Below are 19,447 nucleotides of genomic sequence, written 5' to 3'. Positions count from 1 at the left end.
GGCGCCGCCCTCAGCCCGGCTGCGTGGCGGCCAGGGCCGAGAGGTTCACGATGCCCCGCGCCGTGGTGGTCGGCACCATCACGTGCACGGGCTTGTTCATGCCGAGCAGCATCGGCCCGAGCTGCAGCCCGTCCGCCGCCGCCTTGAGCAGGTTGTAGGCGATGTTCGCGGAATCGAGGTTCGGGAAGACGAGGAGGTTCGCCGAGCCCGTCAGCCGCCCGCCCTTGATGGCGCGGTCGCGGATGGCGGGCTCGAGCGCCGCGTCGGCGTGCATCTCGCCGTCCACCTCCAGCGAGGGGTCGCGCTCCTGGATGAGGCGCAGCGCGTGGCGCATCTTCCGGGCCGAAGGCGCGTCCGAGGCGCCGAAGGAGGAGTGGGACAGCAGCGCCACCCGCGGCACGGCCCCGAAGGCGCGCACCTGCTCGGCGGCAAGATGCGTCATCTCCGCCACCTGCTCGGCGTCCGGCTCCACCAGCAGGTGGGTGTCGACGAAGAACAGCGCGCCGGCCGGCAGGATCACGCCGGTCATCGCGTAGACGCGCCCCACCCCCGGCCGCTTGCCGACGATGTCGAAGGCCTGGTGCCAGTGCGTCATCCACTCGCCCGTGCCGCCCACGATGGCCGCGTCCACGCGGCCGGTCTCGAGCAGCATGGTGGCGGCGACCGTGGGGCGCGTGCGCAGCGCGCGGGCGGCCGCGTCGGGCGGGATGCCCCGGCGCCCGACCTTGTCCTGGTAGCGGGGGAGTAGCGCCTCGGCGATCTCGGCGTCCGCGCCGGGGTCGACCACCGTCACGCTGCCCTCGAGGTCCATGCGCAGCCCCATGCGCCGGACCTTGTCGACGATCACCTCGCGGCGGCCGATCAGCACCGGCTCGGCGATGCCCTCGTCGAGCACGGTCTGCACCGCGCGCAGCGTCCGCTCGTCCTCGCCCTCGCCGTAGGCGATGCGGTGGCCGGCGTTGCGGGCGGCGGCGAAGACCGGGCGCATGAGGTCGCCCGAGCGGAAGACGAAGCGCTCCAGCTCCCGCCGGTAGGCACCGAAATCGGCGATGGGGCGGGTGGCGACGCCCGAATCCATCGCGGCCCGCGCCACGGCCGGCGCGATCTCGAGGATGAGCCGCGGGTCGAAGGGCTTGGGGATGATGTAGTCGGCCCCGAAGATCGGCGCCTGCCCGCCATAGGCCGCCACCACCACCTCGCTCGCCTCCGCGCGCGCGAGCCGGGCGATGGCTTCCACGGCCGCCACCTTCATCTCCTCGTTGATCGTGGTCGCCCCGGCATCGAGCGCGCCCCGGAAGATGAAGGGGAAGCAGAGGACGTTGTTGACCTGGTTCGGGTAGTCCGAGCGCCCCGTGGCCACGATCGCGTCCGGCCGCGCCGCGCGCACGGCCTCGGGCAGGATCTCGGGCTCGGGATTGGCCAGCGCCAGGATCAGCGGGCTCGGCGCCATCCCCGGCAGCCACTCCGCTTTCAGCACCCGCGGCGCGGAAAGCCCCAGGAAGACGTCCGCGTCCGGCAGCGCGTCCGCCAGCGTGCGGGCGTTGGTCGCCCGGGCGTAGCGGGACTTGTAGGGGTCCATCAGGACCTCGCGCCCCTCGTAGACCACGCCCTCGATGTCGCAGACCGTGATGTTCTCCCGCCGCGCGCCCATGGCGACGAGCAGGTCGAGGCAGGCCAGCGCCGCCGCGCCGCCGCCGGAAGTCACGATCTTCGCGTCCGCGATCTGCTTGCCCTGCAGCAGCAGCCCGTTCCGCACGGCCGCCGCCACGATGATCGCCGTGCCGTGCTGGTCGTCGTGGAAGACCGGGATCTTCATCCGCGCGCGCAGCGAGCGCTCGATCTCGAAGCACTCCGGCGCCTTGATGTCCTCGAGGTTGATGGCGCCGAAGGAGGGCTCCAGCACCGCCACGGCCTCGATGAACTTCTCGGGGTCGCGCTCCTCCACCTCGATGTCGATGGAATCGATGTTCGCGAACTTCTTGAAGAGGACCGCCTTGCCCTCCATCACCGGCTTCGACGCCAGAGCGCCAATGGCGCCGAGCCCGAGCACCGCCGTGCCGTTGGTGATCACCGCGACCATGTTGCCGCGGGTCGTGTAGTCGTAGGCCTTGGAGGGATCGCCCGCGATCTCCATGCAGGCCGCGGCGACGCCGGGGGAATAGGCCAGGCCCAGGTCGCGCTGGGTGGCCATGCGCTTCGTCGGCTCGATGCTCAGCTTCCCCGGCCTCGGCAGCCGGTGGTAGTCGAGCGCGGCCTTGCGGAAATCCTCGTCCATCGCCCCGTTATGGCGCCGCGGCGGGCCGGGCGCCAGCCGGGAACCGGCACCCCCGCCCCGCGTTCGCCCCCTGTATCCGAAAAGGAGGCGACGATGGCGGAGCCAGGCGGCAGCAAGCGCATCATGCGCCCCGGCGACGAGGCCCCCGCGGGGACGCCGGGCACGGACGAGGTCGTCTGCCCGGAATGCGAGGGCGCGGGCGAGCTGATCGGCAAGCCCTGCATCGCCTGCAACGGCACGGGCATGGTGAACCGCCGGCCGGAGAACCGCGAGAGCGCCTGAGGGGGAAAGGGCGGGCCGGGCAACCGGCCCCCTGGGAGCCGCGGCCGCGCCGCGCTACATGGCGCCTCGGGGCGCCGGGGGAGCGCCCGTCCCGAACGAGGAGGGCGCTGGTGCGGTCAAGAAGATTCGAACTTCCACGGGGTTTCCCCCACCAGCACCTCAAGCTGGCGCGTCTACCATTCCGCCATGACCGCAGGCAGGCGGCGGGCTATAACCGATGAGCGCGGAGGCGGCAACGGGGGTCGAGGCGACAATCCCACCGATTTCGTGGCTCATTGCCGAAAATCGCGTTCCCGTGCCCGAGGCGCTGGCCGCGATGGAGGGGCGGGTGGCCGGAATCCGCGCCGGGACCGCCGGCGAGGCTGTCTGGCTGGTCGAGCACCCCCCGAGCTACACCGCCGGCACCTCCGCCCGCGCCGAGAGCCTGCTCGACGGCCGCTTCCCCACCTACGAGGCCGGGCGCGGCGGCCAGTGGACCTATCACGGCCCCGGCCAGCGCACCGCCTACGTCATGCTCGACCTCTCGCGCCCGCACGGCACCGTCCCCGCGCGCGACGTGCGCGCCTATGTCCACGGGCTCGAGGAGTGGATGATCCGCGCGCTCGACCGCTTCAACGTGCGGGGCGAGCGGCGCGAGGGCCGGGTCGGCATCTGGGTGGAGGACCGCGCGGCCGGCACCGAGTCCAAGATCGGCGCCATCGGCGTCCGCGTCTCGCGCTGGGTCTCCTGGCACGGCATCGCGCTCAACGTGGAGCCCGACCTCTCCCACTTCGGCGGCATCGTCCCCTGCGGCATCAGCGGCCACGGCGTCACCAGCCTGCACGCGCTCGGCATCACCGCCACCATGGAGGAGGTCGATTCCGCCCTCCGCGCCGCCTGGCCGGAGGTCTTCGGCTAGCGCGGAACCCTCGCCCCCGCGCGCCCGTCCCCGCCCCGCGTCGTCACGGGCTTGTCTGTGGCCGCGGGGATGACGGGCCTGTAATCCCCCCGCAGACCCCAGAACAGGATGCCCCATTGCCCGAGCACCACACCCCGCTCATCGCCATCATCGCCGTCGGCCTCCTCCTGGCCTTCGTCTTCGGGATGCTGGCCCATCGCCTGCGGGTGTCGCCGCTCGTCGGATACCTCCTGGCCGGCGTCGTGGTCGGGCCCTTCACGCCCGGCTACGTCGCGGACCAGGACCTGGCGAACCAGCTCGCCGAGATCGGCGTCATCCTGCTCATGTTCGCGGTGGGCCTGCACTTCTCCCTCAAGGACCTGATCGCCGTCCGCGCCATCGCCCTGCCCGGCGCGATCGCGCAGATCCTGGTGGCGACGCTGCTGGGCATGGGGCTGGGCTGGCTGTTCAACTGGGGGATCGGCGGCGGGCTGGTCTTCGGCCTGTCGCTCTCGGTCGCCTCCACCGTGGTGCTCATCCGCGCGCTGCAGGAGCGCCGCATCGCGGAGACGGAGCGCGGCCGCATCGCCATCGGCTGGCTGATCGTGGAGGACCTCGCCATGGTCCTCGCCCTCGTGCTGCTCCCCGCCCTCGCCCCGGTGCTCAAGGGCTCCGCGTCGCTCTCGATCGGCGACCTCGCCCTCACCCTCGCTATCACCCTCGGCAAGGTCGCGGCCTTCGTCGCCATCATGCTGGTGGCCGGCCGCCGGGCCATTCCCTGGATCATGCACGAGGCCGCCCATACCGGCTCGCGCGAGCTGTTCCGGCTGGCGGTCTACGCCATCGCGCTCGGCGTCGCCTTCCTCGCCTCCGAGATGTTCGGCGTCTCCTTCGCGCTCGGCGCCTTCTTCGCGGGCATGATGATGGGCGAGAGCCAGCTCTCCCAGCGCGCGGCGGAGGAGGCGATGCCGCTGCGCGACGCCTTCGCGGTGCTGTTCTTCGTCTCGGTCGGCATGCTCTTCAACCCGGGCATCCTCCTCACCGCCCCGCTCGCGGTGCTGGCCGTGCTCGGCATCATCGTCATCGGCAAGTCGGCGGCCGCCTTCGTCATCGTGCGCGCCTTCGGTCACCCCTCCTCCACGGCGCTGACCATCTCGGCCAGCCTCGCGCAGATCGGCGAGTTCTCCTTCATCCTGGCCGGCCTCGGCGGCGCGCTCGGCCTGCTGCCGCCGGAGGGGAGGGACCTCGTCCTGGCCGGGGCGATCCTGTCGATCCTGATCAACCCCTTCCTCTTCGCGCTCGTGGAGAAGCGCCGCGCGGCGGTCGCGGCCCGCCCCGCCGCGCGCCCGGCCCCCGAGCCGCCGCCCGCCCCGCCCGCGCCCGAGCCCATCCCCGAGCCCGCCGCCGCGCCCGCCCCCGTCCTGGCGGAGCTCCCGCCGGCCGGGCCCGACGCCAACCTCGAGGACCACCTGGGCATGGAGGACCACGATGTCGTCGTCGGCTACGGCCGCGTCGGGTCGCGCGTCGTCGCCGGGCTGCTCGGGGCCGGCCGCCCGGTCCTCGTCTTCGAGGACGCCGAGACCACCGCCGCGCTCGCCCGCGCGGACGGCCTGCCCACCGTGCTCGGCAACGCCGCCGACCCCGAGGTGCTGGCGGCCGCGGCCCTGCCCAAGGCGCGGCGCCTCTTCGTGACGGTGCCCGAGGCCTTCGAGGCCGGGCAGGTGGTGGAGCAGGCCCGTGCCCTGAACCCGGCGCTGGAGATCACCGCCCGCGCCCATTCGGACGCCGCGGCCGAGCACCTGTCGAAGCTCGGCGCCGACCACGTCGTCCTCAGCGAGAGCGAGGTCGCCCGCCGGATGCTGGAGCACGCGGCCGGGCCGGAGCTGCAACGCCTCCCCTGAACGAAAAAGGGCGCCCCGAGGGGCGCCCTTCACCGGTTCGCGGGCGGCTCAGCGGCCGTCGCGGAAGTCGCTCTCGCGCCAGGAGCGGTCCTTGCGGTCGCCCCCCACCGTCTCCGGCCGGCGCTGGCCAGTGCCGCCGGGGCGGCCCTGGCCGCCCGGACGACCCTGGGACTGCCCGCCGCCGGGACGCCCCTGGCCCTGGCGCGGCGGCGCCCCGCGGCCAGCGCCGCCGAAGCCGCCGCCGTCGCGGCGCGGGCCGCGCTGCTGCTGGCGGGAGGGCGGGCGCGGCACGGGGCCGGTCGGGATGTCGCCCTCGGCCGGCACCTGCTGGCGCGTCAGCTTCTCGACGGCGCGGAGATAGGCGACCTCGTCCGGCGCCACCAGCGCCACCGCCTCGCCCGAGGCGCCCGCGCGGGCCGTGCGGCCGATGCGGTGGACGTAGGTCTCGGGAACCTCCGGCAGGTCGTACTGGATGACGTGCGTCACCCCGTCCACGTCGATGCCGCGGGCGGCGATGTCGGTCGCGACCAGGATCGGCGCCGTGCCGCGCTTGAAGGCGTCGAGCGCCCGCTCGCGCTGGCCCTGGCTCTTGTTGCCGTGGATGGCGCCGGCGGCCAGGCCGTCCTGCTCGAGCTGCTTCACGATGCGGTCCGCGCCGTGCTTGGTGCGGCTGAACACGAGGGCGCGGCCCACCGTCTCGCCGCGCAGCAGGTCGGCCAGGATGGCGCGCTTGCCGTCGGCGCGGGTGTGGATCACGCGCTGGTTCACCCGCTCCGCCGTGGTGGCGACGGGCGTCACCTCCACGCGCACGGGGTCGGGCATCAGCTCCTTGGCCAGCTTGGCGATGTCGTCCGGCATGGTCGCCGAGAAGAACATCGTGTGCCGCTGGCGCGGCAGCATCGCCGCCAGCTTGCGGATCTGGGGCCAGAAGCCGCGGTCGAGCATCTGGTCGGCCTCGTCCAGCACCAGCACCTCGATCCCGTCGAGCCGCACGGCGCGCTGGTTGATGAGGTCCATCAGCCGGCCCGGCGTCGCGATCAGGATGTCGACGCCCGTGGACATCGCCCGCTTCTGCGGGTTCTCCGGCACGCCGCCGAAGATGATGGCGGTGCGCGGCCGGATGTGGCGGCCATAGGCGCGCACGCTCTCATGGATCTGCGAGGCGAGCTCGCGCGTGGGCGAGAGGATGAGCACCCGGCAGGTGCCGGCGGGCATGCGGCGCGGGTTGTTGGCGATGTGGTTCAGGATCGGCAGCGCGAAGGCCGCCGTCTTGCCCGTGCCGGTCTGGGCGATGCCGAGCACGTCCCGGCCCGAGAGAGCCGCCGGAATGGCCTGGGCCTGGATCGGGGTGGGGGTGGTGTAGCCCTCTTCCTCAAGCGCGCGCAGCAGCGGCGCGGCGAGGCCGAGTTCGTTGAACTGGGTCATGGATTCCAATCGGGGCAGCCCATCCCGGGCCGCCAAGGGCGGGTGGAGGCGCCCCGCGTGTCCGGTCGCATCCAAGGGTATCGGAAGGTCTGACGCCCCGGTCAGGGCCGCGCGCATCATTGCGCGGGGCGGCCGTCTCACGCGGCCGGGGCGTGGCCACGGCATGAGGCCGGGCGCGGGATGCAAGATGGGGCGATTCGTGCTGCGGTGCAAGATGAAAGGCATGGCGACCGTCCGGGCCGTACCGTTTCGGAGGCGATGATACCCGGAAGCCACGAGATGCGGCGCTCCGGTGCCGCTTGACGGAACCCTCCGGCACCGCCAGCACCCCGGCATGGAGCGATCGGGGCCCTCGGATCGGCCGGCCAGGCGGCCGGGGTGGCGGCGCGGGTTGGCGCGGGCGGCGCTGGCCCTCCTGCTCGCCCCGCCGCTGCTGATCGGCACCTTCCGCTTCGCCCCCGTGCCCGCCACGCCCCTGATGCTGATCCGCTCGGCGCAGGGCCACGGCTGGGAGCGGGACTGGGTGCCCCTCTCCTCCATCGCCCCCGCCCTGGCCGAGTCGGTCGTCGCGGCGGAGGACAACCTCTTCTGCCGGGAACCCCTCGGCTTCGATCTCGGCGCCCTTCGCGAGGAGGCCGGGGCCTGGTGGCGCGGGGAGCGGCCGCGCGGGGCCAGCACGGTCACCATGCAGACCGCCAAGAACCTGATGCTCTGGCCCGGCCGGGATCCCCTGCGGAAAGCCATCGAGGCCTGGCTGACGCCCCAGGTCGCCCTCCTCTGGCCCAAGCGGCGGGTCATGGAGGTTTATCTCAACATCGTGGAGTTCGGCCCCGGCCTCTACGGCGCCGAGGCCGCGGCGCGCGCCCATTTTGGCAAGCCCGCCGCCGCCCTCACGCCGAGGGAGGCCGCGCGCCTGGCCGCCGTGCTGCCGAGCCCGCTGAACTGGTCGGCCTCGCGGCCCGCGCCGCACGTCCTGCGCCGCGCCGCCGTCATCGAGCGGCGGGTGGGCCAGCTCGGCCCCCTGCTGGACTGCCTCCGCTAGCCCGTCAGCCCGTCCCGCCGTCGTCGGTCTTGCCGCCCTTGGCCAGGTCCCGCAGCTCCCGCGAGCTCAGCCCGGCCGGCACGGAGCCCGAGAGGGTGCCGTCGCCCGCCTCCTCATGCGCCTCGTCGGTGGGCGCGCCGCCCTCGGTGTGGTTCGCCTTCTCGGCGGGCTCGGGGGAGGGGTCTGGCTTGTCGCTCATGATCGGCTCCTCGGTTCCAGCAAAGGGAACGCCGGCCGCGAGCGGCGGATGCCCGTCAGAGGGTCGGGCGCTTGTGGAAGCCCGGTTCCTCCGGCAGGGGGCCGAAGCTCTCCTCGATCGCCTCCACCCGCGCCGCCGGCGGGCCCCGGCGGGCCGCGAGCAGCACGGCGCCGACCGCGTCCTCCCCGCCGGCGAGCAGCGCCTCCACAGAGCCGTCGGCCCGGTTGCGCACCCAGCCGCTGAGCCCGGCCCCGCGCGCCTCCCCGACCAGCCAGTCGCGGTAGCCCACGCCCTGCACGCGCCCCCGGATGCGCAGCAGGCGCGGCGTCACCGGGAGAGTTCCAGCAGCCTTGCCGCGAGCGCGATGTCCGCCGCGATCCGCACCCGACGCGCCTCGGCCTCGGCATCCGTGCCCCAGAAGGACTCCTGGTAGGTTTCGTCGATCATCGCCAGCCGGTGCGCCTCCGCCGCGTCGATCCGCCCGGCCGAGAGCGCCAGCCCCAGCACCAGGCTGCCCATGGCCGGCACCGCGATGCCCAGCGCCGAGAGCCCGAAGGCCGAGTGCGCCGCCACCGCCGCGTGGAGCGCGCGCAGCGAGTCCGGGGGCTGGGCCACGTGGACGATGCCCGTCGTCACCCGCAGCGGCGCGTCGTGCTGCAGCGCCGCCCAGTCGAGGATCGGCTGCCAGGCCTCTGCCTGGAGCGCCGCCAGGCGCCGGTCCTCGGCGCGGTAGCAGAGAAGGTCGCTCTCCCCGTACTCGGCGATGGCGGCGGCGCTCGGCGCCGGGTTGGGCGCGATCCGGTCCACCGCCGTGCCGACGAGGCGGGTGAGCGGCACCTCCTCCATCGACATCTCGCGGCCCTTGCCGCCGCCGGCGCTGTCCCACTCCGCGGCCACCGCCTCGGCGAGCGGGCGGCTCGGCAGGTGGAGGGTGGTGCCGCCCGGCAGGCGCAGCGGGCGGCCGTCGAGGGCGATGCCCCAGCCCTGGTCCACGGGCTGGACGGCGGCTTGTTCCCAGAATCGCTTCATGGCCCGCAATTGGGGTCGGAGGGGGTGGCGTGGCAAGCTGGCGGCCATGGGAACGGTGGCTGTTTACGCGCTGGCCGCGCTCGCCGAGATCGGCGGCTGCTTCGCGGTCTGGGGATGGCGGCGGCTGGGCTGGCCGGCCTGGGTGCTGCTGCCCGGCGCCCTCTCGCTCGCCGCCTTCGCCCTGCTGCTGACCCTCTCCGAGGCCTCGGCCGCCGGCCGGGCCTTCGCCGCCTATGGCGGGATCTACGTCGCCGCCTCCCTCGCCTGGCTCTGGGCGGTGGAGGGGCGGGTGCCCGACGCCTGGGACCTCGGCGGCACCGCGCTGTGCCTCGCGGGCGCCGGGGTCATCCTCTGGGGCGGTTCCCCGGGGCGCTAGTTGAGCTCGTTCTTGAAGAACCGCCCGTCCCGCATGATCGCCCGCATCGCAGCGCCCTGGTTGGCGAGGACGGAGAGGTCCTCCAGCGGGTTGCCCTCCACCACCAGCAGGTCCGCCCGCGCGCCCGGGGCCAGCACGCCGATCTCCCCCTCCATCTGGCAGAGCCGGGCCGCGAGGGTGAGGGCGGAATCGATGACCTCGTGCACCGGCAGCACGCGGGCGCGGATCTCGAACTCCATGGACTGGTACTTGTGCAGCCCGCCCAGCAGGTCCGACCCATAGGCCATGGGCAGGCCCGCGCGTCGCATGATGTCGAGGGATTCGAGTCCCGCCGTCCGCACCGTCTCGATCTTGGCGACCGATTCCGGCCCGAGGCCGAGCGCCTTGCCCTCCATCGCCAGCCCCTCGTAGGCGACGAGGGTCGGGCAGGCGATCGCGCCCGCCTTCACCGCCAGCTCCGCCGTCTCGGCCTGGATGAGGTTGCAGTGCTCGAGCGAGTGGACGCCGCACTCCACCGCGCGGCGGATCGCCTTGTCCGTGTAGAGATGCGCCGCGACATAGGTGCCGGCGTTCTCCGCCTCCTCCACCGCCGCCCGGATCTCGTCGCGCGAGAAGCCGAGGGCGTGGATCGGGTCGTTCGGCGAGGCAACGCCGCCGTTCGCCATGATCTTGATGAAGCGCGCGCCGGACTTGATCTCCTCCCGCGCGGCGCGGCGCACCGCGTCCACCCCGTCGCAGATGCGGCCGAGCGAGCCCACGCGGTTGGCGAAGACCCCCTCCCGGTCGTCGGAGCGCTGGCGGAAGTCCGAGTGCCCGCCCGTCTGCCCCAGCGCCTTGCCGCAGGGCACCACGCGCGGCCCGTCGATCAGCCCCTCCTCCACGGCGACGGCGATGCCCGGCTCCGCGCCGCCGAGGTCGCGCACGGTGGTGAAGCCGCGCATCAGCATCCCCTCCATCACCAGCGCCGCTCGCATCATCGCGAGCGAGGAGGGCTGCGCCGCGTTCTCCGCGAGGTTCACCATGGCCGCGATGACGTGCACGTGCGCGTCCACGAGGCCGGGCATGAGGGTGCGGCCCCGCAGGTTGATCCGGGTGGCCGCGGCGGAGGCGATCGGCTTGTCCGAGACCTCCCGCACGCGCCCGTCCTCGACGAGGACCTCCACCCCGCCCCGCAGCGCGGTCGCGCCGGGCTCGAGGAAACCGCCGTTGGTGAACAGGTAGGACGTCATCCGTTGTCTTCCTCTTACCGCGCGACCGCGTAACCCTGCATGCCCCGCGGATTGGCCGCGGCCTTGACGACATGCGTCTCCCCTTCCGCCTCTCGCGCGCAGGCGGAAAGCCGGCCCTCCGACCAGGGCCCGCCCTCCGTCACCGCGTGCCCGCGCCGGCGAAGCTCCGCGACGGTGGCCCCGGGGAAGCGGCTCTCCAGCGTCAGCGTCCCGTGCGCGGTCTCGCGCGGCCAGAAGGAGGAGGGGGCGTGGTCCGTGTGGAAGGCGGGGGCGTCGATCGCCTCCTGCAGGTTCATCCCGTGGTGGACGTGGTGGAGGAAGAGCAGCAGCGACCACTGCTCCTGCTGGTCGCCGCCGGGCGTGCCGAAGGCAAGGTAGGGCTTCCCGTCCCGAAAGGCGAAGCTCGGCGTCAGTGTGGTCCGCGGCCGCACCCGCGGCGCCATGGAGGAGGCGAGGCCCGGCCGGAGCCAGAACATCTGCCCGCGCACGGTGAGCGCGAAGCCGAGGCCGGGCACCGCCGGGCTCGATTGCAGCCAGCCGCCCGAAGGGGTCGCCGCCACCATGTTGCCCCAGCGATCCACCACGTCGACATGGCAGGTGTCGCCGCGGTGCGTGCCGCCCGCGGTCGTCAGCGCCTCGCCCTCGCGGGCCCGCGCGTCCTCCTTCGCGACCGTCGGCTCGCCGGTGCCGACGCGCGGCTCCGTCAGCGTGCCGGCCGCGCGCAGCGGCGGCAGCACCGGCGCCCGCCCGTCGGGGCGGCCGGGCCGGAACTCGTGGGAGGCCTCGCCCCCGATCAGCGCCCGCCGCTCGGCCGCGTAGGCGGGCGACAGCAGCGCCTCCAGCGGCACCGGCGCGCTGTCGCCGTACCAGCAGTCCCGGTCCGCGAAGGCGAGCTTGATGGCCTCGGCCGTCGCGTGGACGAAGTCCGGCCCCACCGGGTCCATCCCGTCCAGCCCGAGGCCCGAGAGGATGCCCAGCGCCTGCAGGAAGGAGGGCCCCTGGCTCCAGGCCCCGCACTTGAAGACGCGATAGCGGCCGTAGTCGGCGCTGATGGGCCGCTCCACCGGAACCTCCCACGCCGCCATGTCCTGCCCCGTCAGCAGCCCGCGGTTGCGGCGGCCGGAGACGTCCCAGACCTCCGCCTCGCGGTAGTAGCGGTCCACCGCCTCGGCGATGGGGCCGCGGTACCAGTAATCGAGCGCGCGCCCGATCGCCGCCTCCCGCGACCCCGCGCCCTCGGACGCGGCCAGAAGGCGCTCGTAGGTCGCGGCGAGCGCGGGGTTGCGGAACAGCCGGTTCTCGTCCGGCACCTTCCCGCCCGGCAGCCAGATCGCGGCGGAGGTCGGCCAGTGCGTCTCGAAAAGGTCCCTCACCGCGGCGATGGCGGCGGGGATGCGCGGCACCAGTGGGTGCCCGTCGCGCGCGTAGGCGATGGCGGGGGCCAGCACCTCCCGCAGCGGCATCGTCCCGTGGTCGCGCAGGAGGGTCATCCAGGCGCCGAAGGCCCCGGGCACGCAGGCCGGCAGCAGGCCGGAGCCGGGCACGAGGTCCAAGCCCAGCCCGAGCATCCGCTCCATCGTGGCCGCCGCCGGGGAGGGCCCCTGGCCGCAGATCACCACCGGCTCCGCGGCCCCCGCCGGGCAGGCGATGATCGGCGCGTCGCCGCCCGGCCCGTTCAGGTGGGGCTCCACCACCTGGAGCACGAAGGCCGCGGCGGTCGCGGCGTCGAAGGCGTTCCCGCCGCGCTCCAGCACCCCCATCCCGACCGAGGAGGCGAGCCAGTGGGTGGAGGAGACGGCCCCGAAGGTGCCGCGCAGCTCGGGGCGGGTGGTGAAGCCGGGCATGGCCGTCAGGTCCTCTCGGGTCGGGCGCGGGCGAAGCGCGCGGGGTCGAAGGGGCGGAGGTCGAGACCAGGATCGCCGCCCGCGACCAGCGCCGCGACGATCCGGGCCGTGACGGCCGCGAGCGTCAGGCCGAGATGCTGGTGGCCCGTCGCCACCACGGCGTTCGCGAGCCCCGGCGCGCGGCCGATGGCCGGGAGGTAGTCCGGCAGGGTCGGCCGGTCCCCCGTCCAGCGCGAGGCCGCCTCCGGCGCTCCCCCGAACAGGTCCCGCGCGTGGCGGACGAGGATGTCGGCCCGCGACCAGTCGGGCGCCCGCCCGCCCGCGCCCAGCTCCACCGTGCCGGCCAGGCGCAGCCCGTGCTCCATCGGCGTCGCGATAAAGCCGCGCTCGGCGAAGGAGACGGGGCAGGGGAGGGCAGCCGCCTCCGCCGGCAGCATGGCGTGGTAGCCGCGCTCGGCGGTGAGGGGCAGGGCGAGGCCCAGCCCCGGCGCGAGCGCCGCGCTCGCGAGCCCCGCGGCCAGCACCACGCCCGCCACCGGCGTCTCGCCCGCCGCCGTCCGCAGCGCCGTGACGCGCCCGCCCTCCCGCGCGAAGCCCGTCGCGGGCTGCGCGAGCACGGCGCCGCCCTCGGCCGCGAAGCGCGCCCCGAGGTCGCGCACGAGGCGCTGCGGGTTCACCGCGTGCATGGCGTCGGGGAAGAACTGCCCGCCCGTGACGGGCGCGACGAGGGCGGGGACCAGCTCCGCCACCTCGCCCGGCTCCAGCGCCTCGACCCGGACGCCATGGGCCGACATGACCGCGGCCTCCCGCCTCGCGGCGGCGAGGCCGGCCGGCGTCTCGGTCACGGCCACCGCCCCTTCCCGGCGCAGCAACGGCGCGAGGTCCGGGGCGTCGAGCGCCGCCCGCCAGTCCGCCGCCGCCGTGCCGAGCAGCGCCGCCAGCGCCGCCGTGCCCGCCCGCACGCGCGACGGGCGCGAGGCCGCGGCGAAGCGCAGCATCCAGGGCAGCAGGGACGGCACCCCCCGCGCGCGAAGCGTCAGCGGCCCGGCGGGGCTCGTCAGCATCCGCGGCACCCCCGCCAGCACGCCCGGGCGCGACAGCGGGCTCACCGCCTCGATCGCGATATGCCCCGCGTTCCCCGCGGAGCAGAGCGAGCCCGGCGGCGCGGGATCGACGAGCAGCACCGGCAGCCCCGCCCGCTGGAGGGCGCGCGCGCAGGCGACGCCGACGACGCCGGCGCCGATCACCGCGATGGGCGCCGCCCCGCTCACACGAGGAAGCCCGCGCGCAGCGGGTCGCGCTCGTTCACGAAGAGGGTGTTGATGCCGTGGGTGCGCGCCCAGCCCGCGATGCTCGGCACGATGGCCTCGTGGTTGCCCACCACCGCCCGGTCCTCCACCCGCCCGTCGAAGAGCGTGCCGATGATGCTCTCGTGGATGAACTCCTCGCCGACGGAAAGCGTCCCGCGCGCGGCGAGCTGCGCCATGCGCGCGGAGGTCCCGGTGCCGCAGGGCGAGCGGTCCACCGCGCGGTCGCCGTAGAACACCGCGTTGCGCGCGTGGGCGCGGGGATCGCGCGGCTTGCCCGTCCACATGACGTGGCTGACGCCGGCGATGGTGCGGTCGTCGGGATGCACGACCTCGACCACCGCATTCAGCCGTCGCCGCAGCTCGGGGCTGAGCCGCAGCACGTCGTCGGCCGAGAGGCTCTCCAGCCCCGCGAAACCAGGTTGCGGCTCCACGATCGCGTAGAAGTTCCCGCCATAGGCGATGTCCACCCGCAGCCGCCCCATGCCCGGCATCTCCACCTCCACCTCGGGCAGGGCGAGGAAGGAGGCGATGTTGCGGATGCGGACGCTGTCCACGTGCTCGCCGCGGCGCTCGTAGGTCGCGACGATGCGCCCGGCCGGGACGTCGAGGCGGAGCTCCCCCTCCCGCGCTGGGCGGGCGAGGCCGTTCTCGATCGCCATGGTCACCGTGCCGATCGTCCCGTGCCCGCACATCGGCAGGCAGCCCGAGACCTCGATGAAGAGGATCGCGACGTCGCAGTCGTCGCGCGTCGGCGGGTAGAGGATGGAGCCGGACATGACGCTGTGCCCGCGCGGCTCGAACATGAGGGAGCGGCGCACCCAGTCGTGATGCGCGAGGAAGTCCTGCCGCCGCTCGCTCATCGTGGCCCCCCGCAGGTGCGGCGCGCCGCCGGTCACGAGGCGGACGGGGTTCCCGCAGGTGTGCCCGTCGATGCACGAGAAGGTGTGGTTGCCCGGCGGCACCGGCGTCTCGATCCCCTGCATCCCCCTCATCCTCCCCGAAGCGGCGCCACGGCTATAGGGGACATTTTATCCAATTGACAGCCCGGCTGGCTTGCCCTTTGCATGCTGCACGACCGAGGCAGGGCGGAGAGAGGGCTTGGCAGGCACCGCGGCGCGGCGGGGTTGGACGGCATCGGGCGCCCTGGTCTGGGTGCTGATCGGCGCTGGCGTCTTCGTCATGGCGATGCCGCTGGTGATGACCGCCTATATCAGCCTCTTCCGCGACGCCGTCGTGATCTTCCCGCCCAGCGGCTACAGCACCGCCTGGTACGCGCGGATCATGGAGTTCCCGCGCTTCGGCACCTCGCTCGGCACCAGCCTCCGCATCGCCGCCATGGCGACGGCCGGCAGCCTGCTGATCGGCATCCCCGCCAGCCTCGCCCTCGTCCGCCACCGCTTCCCCGGGCGCGGCGCGCTGAACGTGCTGCTTCTCTCGCCGCTCACCGTGCCCGGCGTCGTCATCGGCCTCTCGATCTACGTGCTGGTGGTGGAGGCGGAGATCGCGACCGAGGCGCCGCTCATCGGCTCGGACCTCGTGCTCGTCCTCGCCCATCTCCTCATCACCACGCCATGGGTGGTGCGGCTCTGCGTCGCCAACCTCATCGGCCTCGACCGCTCGGTGGAGGAGGCCGCAGCCAACCTCGGCGCCTCGCCCCTCTCGGTGCTCTGGCGCGTGACGCTGCCGATGATGCGCCAGGGCATCGTCGCCGCCGCCCTCTTCGCCTTCATCGTGTCCTTCGAGAACATCGAGCTGACGCTCTTCCTCATCAGCCCCGGCGTGATGACCCTGCCGATCTCGATCCTGCAATACCTGGAATACCGGGTCGATCCGCTGGTCGCCGCCGTGGTGATGGTGCAGACGCTTGTCATCGCCGGGCTGCTGATCCTGCTGGACCGCTACGTGAAGCTGAGCCGCATCGTCTGATGAGCGAACCCTATCTCCGCATCGCCGGCCTGACGAAGCGCTTCGGCGCCACCACCGCCGTGCGCGGCGTGGACCTCGACGTGCGCCAGGGCGAGATGGTCGTCCTCCTCGGCCCTTCCGGCTGCGGCAAGACGACGACGCTCCGCATGGTCGCCGGCTTCATCGAGGCGAGCGAGGGCCGCATCCTGCTCGAGGGCCGCGACTACGCGGGCCTGCCGCCGCACCGGCGCGAGATGGGCATGGTGTTCCAGAGCTACGCCCTCTTTCCGCACATGACGGTCGCGGCGAACGTCATCTTCGGCCTGCGCATGCGCCGCCTGCCGCGCGCCGAGACCGAGGCACGGCTGGCCGAGACGCTGGAGATGGTGAAGCTCACCGCCATGGCCGACCGCTACCCGCGCCAGCTCTCGGGCGGGCAGCAGCAGCGCGTGGCCCTCGCGCGGGCGCTGGCCATCCGCCCGAAGGTGCTGCTGCTGGACGAGCCGCTCTCCAACCTCGACGCCAACCTCCGCCAGCAGGTGGCGCGGGAGATCCGCGGGTTGCAGCGCGCGGCGGGCCTCACCGCCCTCATGGTCACGCACGACCAGGACGAGGCGATGACCATGGCGGACCGTCTCGTCGTGATGAACGAGGGCACCGTGCAGCAGGTCGGCACGCAGGAGGAGCTCTACGAGCGCCCCGCCAACCCCTTCGTCGCCCGCTTCATCGGCCACAGCAACCTGATCGCCGGCACCGTCGCGGGCGACGCCCTCGCGCTGCCCGGCGGCGGCGCCCTCCGCCTGGCCGGCCACTACGCCCCCGGCACCGCGACGCTCGCGATCCGCCCCGAGCGCGTGCGGCTCGCGCCACCGGAGGCCGCCGAGGCGCGCGCCACGGTCCTCGTCGAGGACGCCACCTATGTCGGCGCCCATGTCGAGTACCTGCTCGCCCTGCCGGACGGCACGCGCCTGATCCTGCACGACCCAACGGATGGCGGCGGCGGGCGCCGCCACGCCGCGGGGGACCGCGCCGGCATCGCCTGGGACCTGGCGAGCGAGCGGCTCTTCGATTCCGCGGGCGCACCGCTCGCGCTCCGCACCCCCATCGCCGCATGAACCTCCAGGAAACGGGAAGCCCCCCATGATCGAGCGCGCCTCGCGTCGTCACCTCCTCGGCCTCGGGGCCGCGGCCGCCTCGCTCCCCTTCATGCCGCACGTGGCCCGCGCCCAGACCGGCGGCCGCGTGGTCGTCAGCACCTGGGGCGGCGACTACGCGGGGCTGCTCGGCAGCAACATCGACAAGCCGATCCTCGGCCCGAAGAACATCGAGGTGACGCAGGACGTGGGCACGGAGCCCGCGCGCATCGCCAAGCTCATCGCCCAGCGCCGCCTGCCGCGCGGCAACGTGGACATCATCTGCGCCCAGGCCCCCTCCTGCTACGACCTGAACGAGGCCGGGCTGCTGGAGCCGCTGGACGAGACGAAGGTGCCGAACATGCGGCACGTCGTGCCCGAGCTGCGCAACAACTACGCCCTGCCGCACATCTTCAGCCCGCAGGTCTTCATCTACAACACCGAGCGCGTCCAGGCGCCGCCCACCACCTTCGCCGACCTCATGGCGGATCGCTTCAAGGGCAAGGTCGGCCTGCTCGACAACAGCTTCACCTACATCGTCATGGCCGCCGCCCTGCAGAAGACCGGGGACGCCATGAACCTGCAGGCCGTAAAGCCTGAGCTCGAGAAGCTCGTGCGCGATGGCAACAAGACCTACACCGTCACCGACGCCTTCGCGCCCGCGCTGCGCTCCGGCGAGATCGACGTCGGCCCGGTCTGGCAGGCGCGTGTCATCTTCTGGCAGAAAGCCGGCGTCGCAGTGCGCGGCTCCTTCCCGCAGGAGGGAAGCGTCGTCTACGTCTCCTCCATGGGCGTGCCGAAGAACGCGCCGAACAAGGCCGCCGCCTTCGCCTACCTCAACGCTATGCTCGAGCCCGCGGCCCAGCGCGGCTTCGCCGACAGCATGGGCTACCTGCCCACCAACGCCGAGGCGACGTTGGAGGGCGAGGTTGCGCAGCGCCTGGCGCTTCCCGAGCCGCGCCCGAAGCTCGTCGCGCCCGACTACGCGAAGCTCGCCGCCGCGCGCGACGACCTGAACGACTGGTGGCGCCGCCTCCTGGACGGGCGATGAGCGCGAGGCCCCGCGGCCTGACGGCGGGCCTGCTCGTCGGGCCCGCCACGCTGCTCGTGATGGGCGCGCTGGTGGCGCCGCTCCTCCTTCTCGCTCGCACGAGCCTCAACCGCTACGACCGCACGCAGTTCATGGTCGAGGCGCTGACGCCGGAGAACTACGCGCGCTTCCTCGTGGACCCCTTCTACACGGGCGTGCTCTGGACCACCCTCTGGATCGCGCTCCTCACCACCGCCCTCTGCCTCCTCTTCGGCTTCCCCATCGCCTATCGCCTCGCGCGCTCGCAGAGCCGCTGGAAGTCGGCGGGCGTGCTGCTCGTCATCCTGCCGCTCTTCATCGGCAGCACCGTGCGCGCCCTCGGCTGGATGGGCGTGCTCGGCCGCGGCGGCCTGCTGGACAGCGCCGCCGCCGCCCTCTCGCCCGGCAGCAGCGTGGCCCTCCTCTACACGCCCTTCGCCGTCGTGCTCGGCATCCTCTCCATCAACCTGCCCTACATGGTGCTGACGCTGCAGAGCGTGATCGAGGGCATCGACGCCCGCGTCGAGGAGGCCGCCGACAGCCTCGGCGCCGACGGCCCGCGCCGCTTCCTCCACGTCGTGCTGCCGCTCGCGCTGCCGGGCATCGCCACGGGCGCGGTGCTCGTTTTCATCCTGGCGATGAACGCCTACGCCACGCCGCTGCTGCTCGGCGGCGCGCGCTTCCAGATGATGGCGCCGATGCTGTTCCGGGAGTACGCCGTGAACAACAACTGGCCCTTTGCCGCGGCCATCGCCTTCATCCTGATGATCACGACCCTCACGCTGACGGCGGCCTCCAGCGCCTTCGTCCAGCGCCGCTACAAGGCGGCCTGATGGCGGAGCGCGCGCCGCGCGGCATCCGCCGCCAGACCGTCGTGGAATCCGCGACCGAGGAGCTTCGCCGCCGCATCCTGGCCGGCGGCTTCCGCGCCGGCGAGGCGCTGCGCCAGGACGCGCTGGCGGAGGAATTCGGCATCAGCCGCATCCCGCTCCGCGAATCCTTCCGACAGCTCGCGGCCGAGGGGCTCGTCACCATCCACCCGCACCGCGGCGCCGTGGTCAGCACCCTTTCCACCGAGGAGATTGCGGAGCTGTTCGACCTCCGCGCCATGCTCGAGCCCGACCTCATGCGCCGCGCCGTCCCGCGCATGGCCGCGCCCGACTTCGTGGAGGCCGAGCGCGTGCTGTCCGACTACTCCGCCGCGATCGACCGCGCCGACCTGAACGCCTGGGGCGAGCTGAACACGGAGTACCACCTCGCCCTCTACCGCCCCGCCGCGCGGCCGCAGACCCTCGCGCTCGTCCGCGCCCTCCTCGCCAACACCGACCGCTACACCCGCCTGCAGCTCGCCGTCGCCGGGGGGACGGAGCGCGCGAAGGCGGAGCACGCGGAGCTTCTCGCCCTATGCCGCCGCGGCGCCGCCGAGGAGGCCGCGCGCTTCACGAAGCGGCACGTCATGGACGTGAAGCGCGACCTCCTCCGACTGCTCGCCGCCTCCGCTCCCGCGGGCAACACCGCGTGACCGCCTGGCACGGGGCTTGCTGCCACGGG

At 73.7% G+C, this 19,447-nt stretch carries 19 protein-coding genes and 1 tRNA gene; 10 read left to right on the top strand and 10 right to left on the bottom strand.

What is annotated here, in order from left to right; genetic code table 11:
- Nucleotides 1-10: 10 nt before the first annotated feature.
- Nucleotides 11-2,275, bottom strand: a complete 2,265-nt coding sequence (locus EAH89_RS07000; protein ID WP_140882081.1) for an NADP-dependent malic enzyme — start codon at nt 2,273-2,275, stop codon at nt 11-13.
- A 93-nt stretch (nt 2,276-2,368) separates the two neighbouring features.
- Between EAH89_RS07000 and EAH89_RS31740 the strand changes: the two genes are divergently transcribed.
- Nucleotides 2,369-2,557 carry a hypothetical protein gene (locus tag EAH89_RS31740; RefSeq protein ID WP_140882080.1) on the top strand — a complete coding sequence of 63 codons (189 nt, stop codon included), beginning with the start codon at nt 2,369-2,371 and terminating at the stop codon, nt 2,555-2,557.
- Nucleotides 2,558-2,665: 108 nt separating this feature from the next.
- On the opposite strand, the gene EAH89_RS06990 is transcribed toward EAH89_RS31740, so the two are convergent.
- A tRNA-Leu gene (locus EAH89_RS06990) sits at nt 2,666-2,751 on the bottom strand.
- Nucleotides 2,752-2,774: 23 nt separating this feature from the next.
- Here EAH89_RS06990 and lipB point away from each other — a divergent pair.
- Nucleotides 2,775-3,455, top strand: a complete 681-nt coding sequence (lipB, locus tag EAH89_RS06985) for a lipoyl(octanoyl) transferase LipB (RefSeq protein WP_140882079.1) — start codon at nt 2,775-2,777, stop codon at nt 3,453-3,455.
- A 116-nt stretch (nt 3,456-3,571) separates the two neighbouring features.
- On the top strand, nt 3,572-5,335 hold the full coding sequence (locus EAH89_RS06980; RefSeq protein WP_140882078.1) for a cation:proton antiporter domain-containing protein: 1,764 nt from the start codon (nt 3,572-3,574) through the stop codon (nt 5,333-5,335).
- 48 nt (nt 5,336-5,383) lie between these two features.
- Here EAH89_RS06980 and EAH89_RS06975 read toward each other — a convergent pair whose 3' ends face one another.
- Complete coding sequence (locus tag EAH89_RS06975) at nt 5,384-6,760, bottom strand: DEAD/DEAH box helicase (protein WP_140882077.1); 1,377 nt, start codon at nt 6,758-6,760, stop codon at nt 5,384-5,386.
- A 391-nt stretch (nt 6,761-7,151) separates the two neighbouring features.
- Here EAH89_RS06975 and mtgA point away from each other — a divergent pair, with 391 nt between their 5' ends.
- Nucleotides 7,152-7,802, top strand: coding sequence for a monofunctional biosynthetic peptidoglycan transglycosylase (mtgA, locus tag EAH89_RS06970; RefSeq protein WP_241666891.1), 651 nt, complete (start codon nt 7,152-7,154; stop codon nt 7,800-7,802).
- Nucleotides 7,803-7,806: 4 nt separating this feature from the next.
- On the opposite strand, the gene EAH89_RS06965 is transcribed toward mtgA, so the two are convergent.
- The 3 genes from EAH89_RS06965 to EAH89_RS06955 are packed head-to-tail and all read right to left on the bottom strand — an operon-like array spanning nt 7,807 to nt 9,030.
- Nucleotides 7,807-8,001, bottom strand: coding sequence for a hypothetical protein (locus EAH89_RS06965; RefSeq protein WP_140882076.1), 195 nt, complete (start codon nt 7,999-8,001; stop codon nt 7,807-7,809).
- Nucleotides 8,002-8,056: 55 nt separating this feature from the next.
- Nucleotides 8,057-8,332, bottom strand: a complete 276-nt coding sequence (locus tag EAH89_RS06960) for an acylphosphatase (RefSeq protein ID WP_140882075.1) — start codon at nt 8,330-8,332, stop codon at nt 8,057-8,059.
- Entirely contained in the window at nt 8,329-9,030 is a 702-nt protein-coding gene (locus tag EAH89_RS06955) for an ATP12 family chaperone protein (protein ID WP_140882074.1), read from the bottom strand. The genes EAH89_RS06960 and EAH89_RS06955 overlap by 4 nt, the downstream gene beginning before the upstream one ends.
- 46 nt (nt 9,031-9,076) lie before the next feature.
- On the opposite strand from EAH89_RS06955, the gene EAH89_RS06950 reads away from it, so the two are divergent.
- Nucleotides 9,077-9,406, top strand: a complete 330-nt coding sequence (locus EAH89_RS06950; RefSeq protein ID WP_140882073.1) for a YnfA family protein — start codon at nt 9,077-9,079, stop codon at nt 9,404-9,406.
- Here the strand turns inward: EAH89_RS06950 and EAH89_RS06945 are convergent.
- The 4 genes from EAH89_RS06945 to EAH89_RS06930 are packed head-to-tail and all read right to left on the bottom strand — an operon-like array spanning nt 9,403 to nt 14,772.
- Nucleotides 9,403-10,635, bottom strand: coding sequence for a metal-dependent hydrolase family protein (locus EAH89_RS06945; RefSeq protein ID WP_140882072.1), 1,233 nt, complete (start codon nt 10,633-10,635; stop codon nt 9,403-9,405). The two genes, EAH89_RS06950 and EAH89_RS06945, sit on opposite strands and share 4 nt — an antisense overlap.
- A gap of 14 nt (nt 10,636-10,649) precedes the next feature.
- Nucleotides 10,650-12,479: a gamma-glutamyltransferase family protein gene (locus EAH89_RS06940; protein ID WP_140882071.1), complete on the bottom strand. Its 1,830-nt coding sequence runs from the start codon at nt 12,477-12,479 to the stop codon at nt 10,650-10,652.
- Nucleotides 12,480-12,484: 5 nt separating this feature from the next.
- Nucleotides 12,485-13,750: an NAD(P)/FAD-dependent oxidoreductase gene (locus EAH89_RS06935; protein ID WP_161993498.1), complete on the bottom strand. Its 1,266-nt coding sequence runs from the start codon at nt 13,748-13,750 to the stop codon at nt 12,485-12,487.
- Nucleotides 13,747-14,772, bottom strand: coding sequence for a 4-hydroxyproline epimerase (locus EAH89_RS06930; protein ID WP_140882069.1), 1,026 nt, complete (start codon nt 14,770-14,772; stop codon nt 13,747-13,749). The genes EAH89_RS06935 and EAH89_RS06930 overlap by 4 nt, the downstream gene beginning before the upstream one ends.
- Before the next feature lie 115 nt (nt 14,773-14,887).
- Here EAH89_RS06930 and EAH89_RS06925 point away from each other — a divergent pair, with 115 nt between their 5' ends.
- The 5 genes from EAH89_RS06925 to EAH89_RS06905 are packed head-to-tail and all read left to right on the top strand — an operon-like array spanning nt 14,888 to nt 19,418.
- On the top strand, nt 14,888-15,715 hold the full coding sequence (locus EAH89_RS06925) for an ABC transporter permease (RefSeq protein WP_241666890.1): 828 nt from the start codon (nt 14,888-14,890) through the stop codon (nt 15,713-15,715).
- Nucleotides 15,715-16,809, top strand: a complete 1,095-nt coding sequence (locus EAH89_RS06920) for an ABC transporter ATP-binding protein (RefSeq protein WP_140882068.1) — start codon at nt 15,715-15,717, stop codon at nt 16,807-16,809. The genes EAH89_RS06925 and EAH89_RS06920 overlap by 1 nt, the downstream gene beginning before the upstream one ends.
- Before the next feature lie 25 nt (nt 16,810-16,834).
- Nucleotides 16,835-17,878 (top strand): ABC transporter substrate-binding protein, encoded by a 1,044-nt coding sequence (locus EAH89_RS06915; RefSeq protein ID WP_161993497.1) that lies wholly within the window; start codon nt 16,835-16,837, stop codon nt 17,876-17,878.
- A complete protein-coding gene (locus EAH89_RS06910) occupies nt 17,875-18,729 on the top strand; it encodes an ABC transporter permease (protein ID WP_140882066.1) in 855 nt (284 codons plus the stop codon). The genes EAH89_RS06915 and EAH89_RS06910 overlap by 4 nt, the downstream gene beginning before the upstream one ends.
- Nucleotides 18,729-19,418, top strand: a complete 690-nt coding sequence (locus EAH89_RS06905; RefSeq protein WP_140882065.1) for a GntR family transcriptional regulator — start codon at nt 18,729-18,731, stop codon at nt 19,416-19,418. Before EAH89_RS06910 ends, EAH89_RS06905 begins: the two co-directional genes overlap by 1 nt.
- Nucleotides 19,419-19,447 lie beyond the last annotated feature (29 nt).

It is taken from the genome of Muricoccus nepalensis (assembly GCF_006438825.1).
GTDB classification, from domain to species: domain Bacteria; phylum Pseudomonadota; class Alphaproteobacteria; order Acetobacterales; family Acetobacteraceae; genus Roseomonas; species Roseomonas nepalensis.
Note: the sequence above shows the minus strand (reverse complement) of the source record. Positions and strands in the feature narration are given on the sequence as shown.

Bases quoted from the DNA above. Each gene is read 5' to 3' on its own strand.
- EAH89_RS06975 (WP_140882077.1), bottom strand. From the start codon at position 6,760: ATGACCCAGTTCAACGAACTCGGCCTCGCCGCGCCGCTGCTGCGCGCG.
- EAH89_RS06940 (WP_140882071.1), bottom strand. From the start codon at position 12,479: ATGCCCGGCTTCACCACCCGCCCCGAGCTGCGCGGCACCTTCGGGGCC.
- EAH89_RS06920 (WP_140882068.1), top strand. From the start codon at position 15,715: ATGAGCGAACCCTATCTCCGCATCGCCGGCCTGACGAAGCGCTTCGGC.
- EAH89_RS31740 (WP_140882080.1), top strand. From the start codon at position 2,369: ATGGCGGAGCCAGGCGGCAGCAAGCGCATCATGCGCCCCGGCGACGAG.
- EAH89_RS06930 (WP_140882069.1), bottom strand. From the start codon at position 14,772: ATGCAGGGGATCGAGACGCCGGTGCCGCCGGGCAACCACACCTTCTCG.
- EAH89_RS06905 (WP_140882065.1), top strand. From the start codon at position 18,729: ATGGCGGAGCGCGCGCCGCGCGGCATCCGCCGCCAGACCGTCGTGGAA.
- EAH89_RS07000 (WP_140882081.1), bottom strand. From the start codon at position 2,275: ATGGACGAGGATTTCCGCAAGGCCGCGCTCGACTACCACCGGCTGCCG.
- EAH89_RS06915 (WP_161993497.1), top strand. From the start codon at position 16,835: ATGATCGAGCGCGCCTCGCGTCGTCACCTCCTCGGCCTCGGGGCCGCG.
- EAH89_RS06945 (WP_140882072.1), bottom strand. From the start codon at position 10,635: ATGACGTCCTACCTGTTCACCAACGGCGGTTTCCTCGAGCCCGGCGCG.
- EAH89_RS06910 (WP_140882066.1), top strand. From the start codon at position 17,875: ATGAGCGCGAGGCCCCGCGGCCTGACGGCGGGCCTGCTCGTCGGGCCC.
- lipB (WP_140882079.1), top strand. From the start codon at position 2,775: ATGAGCGCGGAGGCGGCAACGGGGGTCGAGGCGACAATCCCACCGATT.
- EAH89_RS06950 (WP_140882073.1), top strand. From the start codon at position 9,077: ATGGGAACGGTGGCTGTTTACGCGCTGGCCGCGCTCGCCGAGATCGGC.
- EAH89_RS06955 (WP_140882074.1), bottom strand. From the start codon at position 9,030: ATGAAGCGATTCTGGGAACAAGCCGCCGTCCAGCCCGTGGACCAGGGC.
- EAH89_RS06965 (WP_140882076.1), bottom strand. From the start codon at position 8,001: ATGAGCGACAAGCCAGACCCCTCCCCCGAGCCCGCCGAGAAGGCGAAC.